The sequence below is a fragment of the Mangrovimonas sp. sgz306409 genome (assembly GCF_059735265.1).
This window is the reverse complement of record NZ_JCAPEU010000001.1, coordinates 1-13,038: the sequence shown is the minus strand read 5'-3', so window position 1 is coordinate 13,038 and position 13,038 is coordinate 1. Positions and strand designations below refer to the sequence as shown.

10 protein-coding genes and 1 tRNA gene are annotated in these 13,038 nt (G+C 38.7%); 6 read left to right on the top strand and 5 right to left on the bottom strand.

Annotated features, from left to right (window positions below; genetic code table 11):
• Positions 1–34 precede the first annotated feature (34 nt).
• Positions 35–859 carry a PAS domain-containing protein gene (locus AC6I5C_RS00055; protein WP_053976984.1) on the bottom strand — a complete coding sequence of 275 codons (825 nt, stop codon included), beginning with the start codon at positions 857–859 and terminating at the stop codon, positions 35–37.
• Positions 860–1,126: 267 nt separating this feature from the next.
• On the opposite strand from AC6I5C_RS00055, the gene AC6I5C_RS00050 reads away from it, so the two are divergent.
• A complete protein-coding gene (locus AC6I5C_RS00050) occupies positions 1,127–1,459 on the top strand; it encodes a DUF2853 family protein (protein WP_053976985.1) in 333 nt (110 codons plus the stop codon).
• 54 nt (positions 1,460–1,513) lie between these two features.
• Here AC6I5C_RS00050 and polA read toward each other — a convergent pair whose 3' ends face one another.
• Positions 1,514–4,354, bottom strand: coding sequence for a DNA polymerase I (gene polA / locus AC6I5C_RS00045; protein WP_497903366.1), 2,841 nt, complete (start codon positions 4,352–4,354; stop codon positions 1,514–1,516).
• Positions 4,355–4,479: 125 nt separating this feature from the next.
• On the bottom strand, positions 4,480–4,761 hold the full coding sequence (locus AC6I5C_RS00040; RefSeq protein ID WP_497903365.1) for a hypothetical protein: 282 nt from the start codon (positions 4,759–4,761) through the stop codon (positions 4,480–4,482).
• 173 nt (positions 4,762–4,934) lie between these two features.
• On the opposite strand from AC6I5C_RS00040, the gene AC6I5C_RS00035 reads away from it, so the two are divergent.
• The 3 genes from AC6I5C_RS00035 (at position 4,935) to AC6I5C_RS00025 (ending at position 8,083) form a co-directional block, all read left to right on the top strand.
• Positions 4,935–6,347, top strand: a complete 1,413-nt coding sequence (locus tag AC6I5C_RS00035; protein ID WP_497903364.1) for an aldehyde dehydrogenase family protein — start codon at positions 4,935–4,937, stop codon at positions 6,345–6,347.
• A gap of 104 nt (positions 6,348–6,451) precedes the next feature.
• Positions 6,452–7,678 (top strand): metallophosphoesterase, encoded by a 1,227-nt coding sequence (locus AC6I5C_RS00030; protein WP_497903363.1) that lies wholly within the window; start codon positions 6,452–6,454, stop codon positions 7,676–7,678.
• A 108-nt stretch (positions 7,679–7,786) separates the two neighbouring features.
• Positions 7,787–8,083 (top strand): thioredoxin family protein, encoded by a 297-nt coding sequence (locus tag AC6I5C_RS00025; protein WP_053976990.1) that lies wholly within the window; start codon positions 7,787–7,789, stop codon positions 8,081–8,083.
• A 6-nt stretch (positions 8,084–8,089) separates the two neighbouring features.
• On the opposite strand, the gene AC6I5C_RS00020 is transcribed toward AC6I5C_RS00025, so the two are convergent.
• Together AC6I5C_RS00020 and AC6I5C_RS00015 are read right to left on the bottom strand one after the other, a co-directional pair.
• On the bottom strand, positions 8,090–8,752 hold the full coding sequence (locus AC6I5C_RS00020) for a polysaccharide deacetylase family protein (protein ID WP_497903362.1): 663 nt from the start codon (positions 8,750–8,752) through the stop codon (positions 8,090–8,092).
• Positions 8,753–8,800: 48 nt separating this feature from the next.
• Positions 8,801–12,118, bottom strand: coding sequence for a glycosyltransferase family 117 protein (locus tag AC6I5C_RS00015; protein WP_497903361.1), 3,318 nt, complete (start codon positions 12,116–12,118; stop codon positions 8,801–8,803).
• Between the two features lie 152 nt (positions 12,119–12,270).
• Between AC6I5C_RS00015 and AC6I5C_RS00010 the strand changes: the two genes are divergently transcribed.
• Positions 12,271–12,343 (top strand) — tRNA-Gln (locus AC6I5C_RS00010).
• Between the two features lie 162 nt (positions 12,344–12,505).
• Entirely contained in the window at positions 12,506–12,892 is a 387-nt protein-coding gene (locus tag AC6I5C_RS00005; RefSeq protein WP_497903360.1) for a hypothetical protein, read from the top strand.
• Positions 12,893–13,038 lie beyond the last annotated feature (146 nt).

Here is a 13,038-nt window from a genome sequence, read left to right as displayed (position 1 = left end):
AAGATACTAAAATATAATATGCTGATGTACAGTTTTAAAAGTCTCTAAAATGCCGTTTGCCTTCTTGGGCTTTCTGGAATTCAGATTTGCTCAAAATGTTTTCATTAAGCACCATGTCTGTCCTTATTATGGAATCCAAAAAAGAATTCATAATCTTTGGGTTGTGACGCACTTCGTCATTAATGTAGTTGTAGTCTATGTTAATGCATATGGCGCCAATCAAGCCGTCCTTTTCTTTATAAATAGGAATGGTAGTGCATTTAAATTTCCGGGCACCAATATTGAGTTCGTAATTGATTTTGTCTTCGTTATGTGAATTGCGTCTTTTTAGGTCCAATACCAAATTGGTAGCGGGTGCTTCTATATTGCGACCAGTGACATTATTCTTGATATAATAAAGAGCTTTGGAAGGGTTGGTAAGGTTGTGAAGTAGAATCTCAATGCCAGAATCTGGGAAACTATCGCCAATATGTTGCACAATGCGTTTGTAGTTTTTTAGATAATTAACCGATTCATCCAAAACTTGATCGCCTTTATATTTTTTATACAATTTATTATAGCGCTTTCTGAACGGATTTTTCAAAAGGTGTTTTACATTGTTTTGTTCTCCTATAAGTACCAATTGTCTTCCTGCTTGGGGGTTGGTTTTTTGAAGAAGTTCGCTCACGGCCTCATTAAACAAATCTAGATCGAAACATAGCAAATTGTCTTGGTTCACTTTAAAAGGATAAAAAGGATAGTCTTCAAGAGGCGTGCCTTGTTGCTGTTTACGTTCCCTAATGCGTCCAATAATATAACCAAAACCAAGCATGATTAAGGAGGCAACAATGCTCAGGCCAATATTGAGTAAACTTTCCATAGTATTTATGAGTTGTGGTTGGAGATCTTTGGTTGGATTTTATGCTGTTTAAATTACAAAAAAGTTTAAAACTGAAAGTGTTAAGTCTAAATATCAGTGTGCGGATGAAATTTTTTAAGTTGAAAATGGACCTGTCCATTATGCAAAAGTTAATTAATCGGGAGGGTTAAAAAATAGATGAAAAGGGATTGAGGTAATGTGCTGTAAATTGCTTAATTTAACCTATCTATTTGAAAATCAATTATTAATCCATAAAATTTTAAGAACATGAATGACGTAGAAGCAAAATTGTCAGAGCTTAAAGAAATTGCTGTCAGCCAACTGAACAAATGTGGTGTGAGTGATATTGACCATGCCCAATTGGACGGTTACGTAAATAGTTTGAAAACTATGGTAGACAACCACGATGCGTCCTTGGTAGCGGCCCAGGATCCATCGGAGTTGGAAACGGTGCGTAGGAATTTTGTTGAAAAGAAGTTGGGAATCACCGATAAGGACAAGGCCATGGCTGCCATTACAAAGGTCGCCGAAACAATGTCTGAGTTTAAAAATAAAAACCGGCCTGCATTTTATTATCTAGTAGCTAAAGAATTGGGCTAGAAAATTCATCCGGAAAGAAAAAAAAGCTATCGAATTTCGATAGCTTTTTCTGTATTAGTGGGCTTCCAGCCAATTGTCTCCTGTGTCTAAATCAACCACCAATGGCACTGCTAAGCTGTAGGCACTTTCCATTTCGGTTTTGACCAAGGTCTTGATGGTTTCCAATTCTGGTTTGTACACATCAAACACCAATTCATCATGGACCTGTAATAACATCTTGGTTTTGTAATTGCCTTCTTCCAATTTCTTATAAATATTGATCATGGCAATTTTAATAATGTCGGCGGCACTTCCCTGTATAGGAGCGTTCACAGCATTACGTTCTGCGCCACTTCGCACCACTGCATTTCTAGAATTGATATCTTTTAAATAGCGGCGTCTTCCCAAAACGGTTTGTACATAGCCGTGGTCTCTGGCAAAATCTACCTGCTCACTGATAAATCTCTTTAATTTTGGATAGGTAGCATAATAAGTATCTATCAATTCCTTGGCTTCGCTTCTTGAAAGATCGGTTTGGTTGCTCAATCCAAAGGCAGACACGCCATAAATAATTCCAAAGTTGACGGTTTTTGCATTGCTACGCTGTTCTCTGGTAACTTCTTCCAAGGGCACATTAAATACTTTTGAAGCCGTTGAAGCGTGAATGTCTTCACCATGTTTAAAAGCGTTGATCATGGTTTCTTCTTCACTTAGAGCAGCAATGATGCGTAACTCAATTTGAGAATAATCTGCTGCCAAAAGGGTGTAGTCTTCGTTACGTGGAATAAAAGCTTTACGAACCTGTCTACCGCGTTCTGTACGGATAGGAATGTTCTGCAAGTTTGGGTTGTTACTACTCAAGCGTCCTGTAGCAGCCACGGTTTGCATATAATCTGTATGCACTCTCCCAGTGGAAGGTTCTACCTGCTGAGGTAGGGCATCTACATATGTGCTTTTTAATTTGCTTAGGCCGCGGAAATCCAAAATATGTTGAATGATTTCATGGTCTTTGGCGAGGTAGGACAGAATATCTTCGGAAGTGGCATATTGCCCTGTCTTGGTCTTTTTGGGTTTGTCTACCAATTTTAATTTGTCAAAAAGGATGTCTCCCAATTGCTTTGGAGAGGCAATGTTGAATTCTTCTCCAGCTTCCGTATATATTTTTTGCTCCAAATCGGCGATGTCCTTATTAAGGGCTTCCGAAAGTTGCTTCAGGAATTCCTGGTCCAAATTAATACCTTCCAATTCCATGGCAGCCAAAACCCGTAAAAGCGGCACTTCAATATCATCGAAAAGAGCTTGTGTATTGGCTGCTCCCAATTCTTTGGCAAAGTGTTCTTTTAGTTGTAGGGTAATGTCGGCATCTTCAACAGCATATTCCTTTTGTTTTTCGAGAGATACCTGTCGCATGGATAATTGATTTTTACCTTTTTTGCCAATAAGACTTTCAATGGAAATAGGCGTGTAGTTGAGATAGGTTTCAGCCAACACATCCATATTATGGCGCATGTCTGGGTTGATGAGGTAATGAGCCAACATGGTGTCGAACAGTTTGCCTTTTACCTGAATATTGTATTTGGCCAAAACCTTAATATCGTATTTAAGGTTCTGACCTATTTTTTCAATAGTGTCGCTTTCAAAAAACTCTCGGAACTGCTCAATCAATGCTTGTGCTTCATCACGGTCTTCGGGAAACGGCACGTAGAAACCTTTTCCTGTTTCCCATGAAAATGCTATTCCCACCAATTCTGCCGTTAAAGGATTGATGCCTGTAGTTTCGGTGTCAAAACACACCGAAGTCTGTTGCATCAAGTTTTTGATCAATAATTTTATGGCCAATGGTGAATCGGCACTTTGATAAAAATGCGAGGTAGAAATGGAGGTGTTTCTAGAGAATTCAGTTGTTGGAGCAGATGAACTGGAATCGTCTCCAAAAAGAGAAAATTGACCTGCGCCAGCCGTCGTTTGTTTTGCTGAGGTTGTAACAACCGAGTTGCCTTCTGCAGAGTTGTCGACAGGGGTAGTGTCTGCTTGAGCAGCAAAAGTTTTAATAAAATTGTCAATCAGCCTTCTGAATTCCAATTCCTGAAAAATGTTCTTTACCGCTTCAACATCGGGTTCAGACATTTCAAAATCGGTTTCACAGAATTCCACAGGCACATCCAGCATGATGGTGGCTAGTTTTTTGCTCATTAGGCCAAGTTCTTTGTTGGCTTCTATTTTCTCCTTCATTTTTCCCTTTAGCTTATGGGTATTGTCCAAAAGGTTTTCCATGCTGCCAAACTGGGCCAAGAACTTTTTGGCCGTTTTTTCCCCAACTCCTGGAAGTCCCGGGATGTTGTCCGCAGAATCTCCCATCATTCCCAAAAAGTCAATTACCTGCAGGGGGTCATTCACTTCAAATTTTTCTTTCACTTCGGGAATTCCCCAAGTTTCATAGCCGCCACCAAATACAGGGCGGTACATAAAAATATTGTCTGAAACCAATTGGGCAAAATCCTTATCTGGAGTGACCATAAAGGTTTGGTAGCCTTGTTTTTCTGCCTGTTTTGAAAGGGTTCCTATAATGTCATCTGCTTCGTATCCTTCTTTTTCCATGATAGGAATGTGCATACATTTCAAGATTTCATGGATATAGGGTACCGCAATCCTAATGGCTTCTGGTGTTTCGTCACGATTGGCTTTGTAGGCCTCAAACATCTCCACACGGTCTGTACTACCACCTTTATCAAAACATACGGCCAAGTGGTCTGGGCGTTCCCGTTTGATGACATCCAAAAGGGAGTTCATAAATCCTAATATGGCAGAGGTATCCACTCCCTTGGAGTTGATTCTTGGGTTTTTGATAAAAGCATAGTACCCTCTAAAAATCAGGGCGTAGGCATCGACTAAAAAAAGACGTTTAGGTGCTGACATGTATTTGTTTTTGAAAGAACTTCAAAACTACGAAAAGTTAGGGGCGAATAGAAATGTGCGTTGCGTTTATTCCAGAAAAAAACCGAAGCGTGAACTTCGGTTTTCTCTTTTTGGCCGGTAATGCATTAGCAAAGCTTTATGGACTTCGCCTTGATTTGGAGGCTTTTCTTGTAAGCTTTCACGCTAATGATATCATTACTTTTTTTATAGTTGAGGTCTAAAACCTGAGCCTTGATGGCCGATTTTAGCTCTGTACCTTCTTTAATCTCTTTGGTGGATTCGGTTTTTTCGACCGAAGTTTCCTTAATTATTTTAGTATCTTGTTGTAAGTTTTCAGTAGTATTGTTTTGTCCAATTAACATGATTGGTAGAAAGCCTAATACTATAAATGCGATAACTTTTTTCATGACCTAAAAGTGGGTTTTTGTTTGTAATGCAAGTCAAAGAAACATAACTGATACGGTTACAGTAAATTAATTAGATGAAAAACGTCGATAAATGGATTATCTGACAAACAGCACCAAAAATATCGATGAAATGCACCTTAGAGCCTTCAATCTTCTAAATTAGATCACAGTAAATGCTACAATCCGCTACCAATAAGTATGATAGCTTGTTTGAAAAACAACAACAGAATCAATTCCATTTAGGAAATACCAATTACAAAACCCGAATTCAAAAGCTGAAAAAGCTACGGGAGGCTATAGAATTTAGGTATAGGGAAGCAATCCAAAAAGCTCTGTACAATGATTTTAAAAAGCCATTTGCAGAAACCGATCTTACGGAAATTTATCCAGTGGTAAGCGAAATCAAGTTTGCTTGCAAACATTTAAAGCTGTGGTTGAGGCCTCAAAAAGTAGAAACTCCATTGGCGTTGTTGGGGACATCGTCATGGTATCAACATGAACCCAAAGGTGTCTGTTTGATTATGGCGCCATGGAACTTCCCGTTGAATCTAACATTTGGACCTTTGGTATCGGCCATTGCTGCCGGGAATACGGTGGTTTTGAAACCTTCGGAAATGACGCCTCATATTTCAAAAGTGATGGAAGAGATTATTACATCTCTATTCCCTGAAGAGGAGGTTGCCTTGGTACAAGGAGATGTTGAAGTGTCCCAAGAATTGTTGAAACTGCCCTTCAACCATATCTTTTTTACAGGGTCACCCGGTGTGGGAAAGTTGGTGATGAAAGCTGCTTCGGAACATTTGACTTCTGTTACCTTGGAGTTGGGAGGAAAATCGCCCACAATTATAGATGAAACCGCCAATCTAAAACTGGCCGCAAAACGGATTGCCTGGGGGAAGTTCATAAACAACGGGCAAATTTGTTTGTCGCCAGATTATGTGTTGGTCAAAGAATCGGTAAAGGATGATTTTATTAAAGCACTGCAATTGCAGTTAGAAGAATTTTATTCTAAGAATCCGCACGAATCATCGGCTTATTGTAGGGTGGTAAACAGAAAACATTTCGATAGGTTGGTTGGGCATTTGGATGATGCCAAGAGCCACGGGGCTAGTTTTGATATAGGAGGAGAAGCTATAAAGGAAGATTGCTATATTTCTCCTACGGTGGTTTCCAACTTGACTGATGAAGCTACTTTGTTACAGGAAGAGATTTTTGGCCCTATTCTTCCTATTAAAACCTATGATACAGTAGAGGATATTTTGGAATATGTAAATGGTAAATCCAAACCTTTGGCGCTATATATCTACAGTAAAAACCAACGCTTCATTGACCAGATTTTAAAGAATACCAGAGCTGGGAGTTCCGCAATTAATGCCAATGTGCTGCAATATTCCAATCATTATCTGCCATTTGGAGGAAGTAACACCAGTGGAATCGGTAAAAGTCATGGGTATTTTGGGTTTCAGGAGTTTTCAAATCAGCGGGCGGTTTTAAAACAGCTTACATCAGGAGCTATTGAACTGTTGTTTCCTCCGTATACGTCCTTAAAACAAAAATTAATCAATATGACCATTAAGTGGTTTTAATGAATAGCTCATTTTAAAGTATTAAAATCTTAAGGTATAGTTAAATATAGTTAGATGGATGGCAATACCATTAAAATGAAGTTATCTTTGGGCAAATTTGAATTATGGTTCGTTGGATTATTTTCGGGATTGTTTATGCGCTGCTAACGGCTTATGGTTTGCAGGCCATTAAAACAATTTTTAAATATAATTGGGTGCAATATGTCTTCATTGCAATTGCCCTCCTAGTCTTGGGGAATTTTATCTTCCAATTTGTTGCTGGGCCGGAAGGTCGGGTATTGACGCAGTCCAAAAGTTATGCCTTTGGATTTTTGCTGGTGTTCATGTCTTTTAATATTGTAGTGGTTCCCATTCTTTTGGGTGAAGATATACTTAGGTTGTTTTTTGGGGTGTATGATAAGTACGTCTCAGGAAAAGAGTCTTTATATATTCCCTCCAGGCGAAAGTTTGTAAGTCAGTTGGCGCTTGGTTTGGCAACCATTCCGTTTTCATCCTTATTGTACGGTATGTATAAGGGGAAGTATGATTATAGAGTGTTGAAATATACGCTGCATTTTGAAGATCTTCCCGAAGCTTTTGACGGCTATAGGATTACTCAAATTAGTGATGTTCATAGTGGTAGTTTTGATGACAGAAACAAGGTGGCCTATGGTATTGACCTTATCAAAAAGCAGGAGAGTGACATGATTTTGTTCACTGGTGATATGGTTAACAACAAGGCAGAAGAAATGCATGATTGGAAGGATTTGTTTGGACAATTGGAAGCTAAGGATGGCGTGTATTCGGTATTGGGAAATCATGATTATGGCGATTATGTGGAATGGAATTCTGAGGCAGACAAACATGCCAATTTGGAAGAGTTGAAGCGAATTCAAAAGGATATGGGCTTTGATTTGTTGTTGAACGAAAGCCGTTTTATAGAACGAAATGGGCAGCGTTTGGCACTTGTTGGCGTTGAAAATTGGGGGAGAGGGCCATTCAAAAAAGCAGGCGACCTTAAAAAAGCAGTGCAATCTGTTGATGAAAATGACTTTAAAATATTGATGAGTCATGACCCATCCCATTGGGAAGATGTCGTGGTTCATGATGATTACCATTATCACTTAACCTTGAGTGGTCATACCCATGGCATGCAATTTGGGATCGAAATTCCAGGTTGGGTGAAGTGGAGTCCTGCCAAATGGCGTTATAAATATTGGGCAGGCGTTTATGAGCAAATGGGACAATATATTAATGTCAACCGCGGATTTGGATATTTAGGATTTCCTGGACGAACTGGTATTTGGCCGGAGGTAACTGTAATTGAGTTAAGGAAAGGAAAAGTATCCTAGTTTTTATTGAAAGAATTAGTAGAAACCTTACAATTTTGATATGATATTGTTTAAATTGGGAAAATATATGTAGGTTTGTATAACTGATTTGGCCTAAAACAATTATGTATGTCAAAATTTGGGGAATTAATAGATGTTGATATCCCGGTTCTATTGGATTTTTTCACAGAATGGAGTGAACCATCTATCGCCATGCACCCTGTACTAAGGGATGTGGCAGCAGCCCTTGGAGATAAAGCCAAGGTCATCAAAATTGATGTCGACAAAAATAAGGAGCTTGCCGATGCCCTTAGAGTAAAAGGTCTACCTACTTTGATTATCTATAAGAATGGTGAGATGAAATGGCGTCACAGTGGGGAGCAAGATGCTAATACGCTTATCGGTATTATTCAAGAATTTATTTAAGAATCTCTATAGGGATTTAAAAGTATATCCCAGTTGTTTGAAGTGCTCCAGAACTTTTGGAAGCACATAACTCATATTTCTGTTTGCCTTTACGCTATCGTGAAACACTACGATGCTTCCATCTTTTGCTTTTGAAGTTACATATTCCAAACACTGTTCTTTGGAAATGTCCTTGTCCCAATCATAAGAAATCACGTCCCACATGATAATTTTATAATCTTGTGCAAGCAATCCTTCGGTTTGGGAAGGCTTTATTTTGCCATAAGGAGGTCTGAATAATTTAGGTGCTAAAAGAGAAGTTTTGCTTAAGCCAATTTGGTCACTTTCGGTATCTATGATCTGTTGGGCCTTTAATGTGTTTTCGAGATAGTCTTCGGTTTCGGTTTTCCAGCCTTTAAGATGGTTGAAGGTGTGGTTACCAATACGGTGTTCTTCCTCTAAAACTTTGTGGAATATCTCGGGATATTTTTTGACGTTATCTCCAATGCAGAAGAAGGTGGCTTTGGCATCAAATTGTTTGAGGATGTCCAAAGTCCATTCGGTAATTTCTGGAGTAGGACCATCGTCAAAGGTGAGGTAGATCGTTTTTTCGCCGGAAGGCATGTCCCAAACATAGTTTGGGAACATTCGCTTCACTACTTCCGGTGTTTTGATGGGTGCAACTTTCATGATAGGGTGTCTTTAAAAAGCAATCCCAAGAGGCATGATTTGTTAGCCTTATTCTTCCAGTTTCAAAATGCTGTCGATGGTGTCCACAGCTATATCTTCATCTTCAATCAAAGATTCTACAGCAGGTTCTTCATCTGTAAAGTGCCCAAAGAGTTTCAAATAATTGTTGAATTTTTGGGTTTCTTCCATTGCAAAATCTTTGTCGTTATAGATTACCAAGATGTCTACCAAACTTCTGTAACGTTCAATATCCGTAACAATTTCGTCCAAATAACGCGTTTGGTTTTCTATACTCAAGCCACTGTAGTAAGTAAGTTTCTCTTGGTATTTTTGAGAAACTTCCTTGTAGAGTTTACGACCCTTTTCTTTTTGTCCCATTTCATAGTAGGCGCTAATGTATGGTTCCAATAAGGTGTAATATCCGTAAATGTCTACTGGCATTTTTTCCATGGCCAAATCGGCAACTTTTTCGGCACGCTCGTAGTCTTCCTCATTAATCAACCGTTCGATAAGTCTGGCAAGGTTTCCGCGGTAAGTAATTCCGTTTTTACGGGTTTCTACATCGTGGTAAATATCGGTGCCACTGTTACCCCAATCCCAAGACATTACTTTGTCGTACATCAAATCGCTATCTACGCGGCCCATGTCAAATGGATTTGCTCTGTCTACAGGAGTTTTTATAGGAACCAATTTATAACATAGACCATCCAATTGCAGATAATCTTTCATCCAGATATAATCTTCGTCTCCAAAAGCTCCACCCGTGAAATAGATTGGTCGTTCCCAATTGTTATTGGCAATAATATCCAACATCATCAACCTGTTTTTATAGATGGCTCCAGAAGTGATGCGTACATCTATATAAGGCACAATCTTGTCGGCATCTTTTTCCTTAACAATGCCATTTTTCAAAACAGCTTCCTTATCAACAGGAATTCTGATATTCTCCGTAGGGAAGTAGTTTGAATTCAATAAGTTTTCTGGGTAGTAACTTGGATCTTCACCATCTTGCTGTAACCTATACTTAAATTTGGCTTTAGGACTGTCGCTAGTGATAAAGTTCAAAAAGTCTTTAATTGACACAGTATCGTCAGAAATTCTTCTTTTTATAATAACATCTCTGGTACCATATTTATACTTGTCATGTGTAAGTTGAGAAGGGATTGGATCACTCTCATAAGCCTTTCGTTTCATTTGATCGATATACCAATCGGTTTGGAATAAACTGGTGTTCACTACTCGCACATCGGTACGGATGCCTTCAATTTCCTGGGCATACCAAAGTGGGAAACTATCATTGTCTCCAATAGTAAACAAAATAGCATTAGGCGCACAAGACTCCAAATATTGTGCAGCCATAGCTTGTGCAGTACGTTTGTTGGATCTGTCGTGGTCATCCCAGTTGTTGGCAGCAAGAATAGCTGGCACTAATACTAGGCACACAGTGGTAATTGCAGGTGCCAAGAACTTTGATTTGGTGAAGTTTTTCAATAGATCATAAAGGGCATACACTCCAAATCCTATCCAAAGGGCAAAAACGTAGAAAGATCCTACCACGGAATAATCACGTTCTCTAGGTTCAAAAGGTCTTACATTGGTATAGAACTGAATGGCCAAACCTGTAAACAGGAAGAATACCAGCATAGTCCAGAATGTTTTCTTGTCTTTGTTCAATAAGAACATGAAACCAATCAATCCTAATATAAATGGTAGGAAGTAATAGGTGTTACGTCCTTTATTATTTAATACATCACTAGGAAGGTTGTCTTGGGACATGCCTAAATGTAGTTCGTCAATAAAGTTGATGCCACTGATCCAGTTGCCATGGAGGTCATCAAATTTCCCTTGGATATCATCTTGCTTCCCAACAAAGTTCCACATAAAATATCTCCAATACATGTATCCAAGTTGGTATTCCAGCATATAGCTGATGTTTTTTCCTAAGGAAGGCTTTTCGATATCCAAGAATTGTTGTCCGTACTGCTTTAGGAAATTGTGATAGCCTTCATAATCGATACGTCCTTCGGCAACACGTTTTCTAAAATCATTCACTAAGGAACGTACCTCATTTTCCATTTGGTACTCTGGTTTGATCTTGAAGTCCAAGAGGCCTGTAAAGCGCATATAGTTTTCGGCATGCTCTGTACTCCACATTCTAGGTAGTAAAGCGGCCTGTGTAGAGTTGTAATTCTGTTTGGCGTTCTTATAATTGTTTACGACAACGTATTTGCCCTTTTCATAGTCCTTTTCATATTTCGGTTTGTCGTCCACAAAAGGTTGGTTTTCGTCATAACCTGTATACTGGTCTGTAAACAAGGGACCGTAGAAAAGGTGGGTTTCCGGATATTGCTCAAGGTTATAGTAGGCCAAAAGCTCTCGGGCACTGGAAGGGTTGTTCTCATTAATAATGGTATTGGCATTGGCTCTAATAGGAAGCATCAACCAAGATGAAAATCCTATAATTATAAAGGTAAGGCATAGAATGCCAGTGTTTAAATGCTTATAGCCTTTGTCGCGAGTATATTTCAGTCCAAAATAAATCAAGCCAATCAACACTATGCCTGCAATAATAGATCCTGAATTAAATGGTAATCCAACAGTATTTACAAAAAATAACTCTGAGGCACTGAAGGCTCTCATGATATTTGGAGCCAATAATTTAAAAATGAACAATAAAATGGCAATAGCAACGGCATTGGCAATGATAAAATTCTTAACTGTTACAGTTTTGTAGTTCTTAAAGAAGTAAATCAAACCAATGGCAGGAATGGTCAATAACCCCATAAAGTGAACCCCGAAGGAAAGCCCTATGATAAAGGCAATTAAAATGAGCCAACGGTTTCCTCTAGGTGTGTGCATATCCTGTTCCCAGCGTAATCCCAACCAAAACATTACAGACATGATAAGGGTAGCCATGGCATAAACCTCAGTTTCAACAGCATTGAACCAAAACGAATCTGTAAAGGTAAAAGCAAGGCTTCCTACCAAACCACTCCCCAAAATAGCCATTGCAGCCTGTTGGGTCATGCCTTCTTCATCTTCTTTTACCAATTTCTTTAATAATAGGGTAATGGTCCAAAACATGAATAAAATGGTGAATGCACTGGAAACGGCACTCATCATATTTAGCATCATTCCTACCTGTGAAGGTTCTAATGCAAATAAGGAGAAGAACGCTCCTAGCATTTGGAACAATGGCGCTCCAGGTGGATGTCCAACTTGAAGCTTTGAAGAAGTTAAAATGTATTCTCCAGCATCCCAAAAGCTTACGGTGGGTTCAATGGTTAAAGCGTAAGTGATAAGAGCTATTGTAAAAGCGATCCATCCCAGGATGGTATTCCATTTCTTGAAGTTGAAATGTGTCATAAGATGTTGTCTATTGTTGCGGACGAATTTAGTAATAAATATGATAAACACTATGGCTTTTAGGTAAACCTTAGGTTGATTGAAAATTTTTTTAAAAAAACTTTTGCGCATGTCAAAGATTGTATTAAATTTGCACTCGCAAAACAAAGCGATGGCCTATGGTGTAACTGGCAACACGTCTGGTTTTGGTCCAGAAGAGTCTAGGTTCGAGCCCTAGTAGGCCAACAAAAGCCTCCCGATTTCGGGAGGCTTTTTTGTTTCATGGTGTTTTGTGATTTGTTTTCCGGTTTCATTGCATTGAAGTATTCTTTCTAAGGAAAATAATGTTGCTACTCCCTTGTGTCTATTTTCTATTTTGAACATCTTTGGAGGTTTTAATTTCTACTTATGAAAAAGACATTTGTATTTCTCTGTTCATTTTTGGTATTATTTTTTTCCTGTTCAAATGATGACTTGGATAATGTGGTTGGTAGCTGGAAAGCCGTCGAGAGATATTACGATGGTCACTTGGTGCCTCTGGCCTGTGTTGAGCACAAATATTTAAAGGTTGAAGAAGACGGTGTTTATAGTTGGAAATTTAAAGATGCTGCTGCAACACCAGAAAGTTGTTATTCGGAGCCGGACTATAAGTCATTGTGGAAGAAAAATGGTAATCACTATGAATTTTATACTAATCCAGGCAATTATTTATTAGGCATAGGGACTGTTGTGAATGGGGAATTGATTGTTGATTATCCCTCCATTGATATCAAAATAGTTTTTACGCATTATTAAAAGATGTTTCTTCATTCGGAATAATGGTGGGTGAATAGAAGTTTTTGCTGTTTTGGTGTATCGTTTATATATAAGGTTAGGGGTATTTTGGATTTATGCCCTTTGTATACATTATATATAGTATGTATTCAAAAGAGGCTTTAAGG

Bases quoted from the DNA above. Each gene is read 5' to 3' on its own strand.
- AC6I5C_RS00035 (WP_497903364.1), top strand. From the start codon at position 4,935: ATGCTACAATCCGCTACCAATAAGTATGATAGCTTGTTTGAAAAACAA.
- AC6I5C_RS00005 (WP_497903360.1), top strand. From the start codon at position 12,506: ATGAAAAAGACATTTGTATTTCTCTGTTCATTTTTGGTATTATTTTTT.
- polA (WP_497903366.1), bottom strand. From the start codon at position 4,354: ATGTCAGCACCTAAACGTCTTTTTTTAGTCGATGCCTACGCCCTGATT.
- AC6I5C_RS00015 (WP_497903361.1), bottom strand. From the start codon at position 12,118: ATGACACATTTCAACTTCAAGAAATGGAATACCATCCTGGGATGGATC.
- AC6I5C_RS00055 (WP_053976984.1), bottom strand. From the start codon at position 859: ATGGAAAGTTTACTCAATATTGGCCTGAGCATTGTTGCCTCCTTAATC.
- AC6I5C_RS00050 (WP_053976985.1), top strand. From the start codon at position 1,127: ATGAATGACGTAGAAGCAAAATTGTCAGAGCTTAAAGAAATTGCTGTC.
- AC6I5C_RS00030 (WP_497903363.1), top strand. From the start codon at position 6,452: ATGGTTCGTTGGATTATTTTCGGGATTGTTTATGCGCTGCTAACGGCT.
- AC6I5C_RS00025 (WP_053976990.1), top strand. From the start codon at position 7,787: ATGTCAAAATTTGGGGAATTAATAGATGTTGATATCCCGGTTCTATTG.
- AC6I5C_RS00040 (WP_497903365.1), bottom strand. From the start codon at position 4,761: ATGAAAAAAGTTATCGCATTTATAGTATTAGGCTTTCTACCAATCATG.
- AC6I5C_RS00020 (WP_497903362.1), bottom strand. From the start codon at position 8,752: ATGAAAGTTGCACCCATCAAAACACCGGAAGTAGTGAAGCGAATGTTC.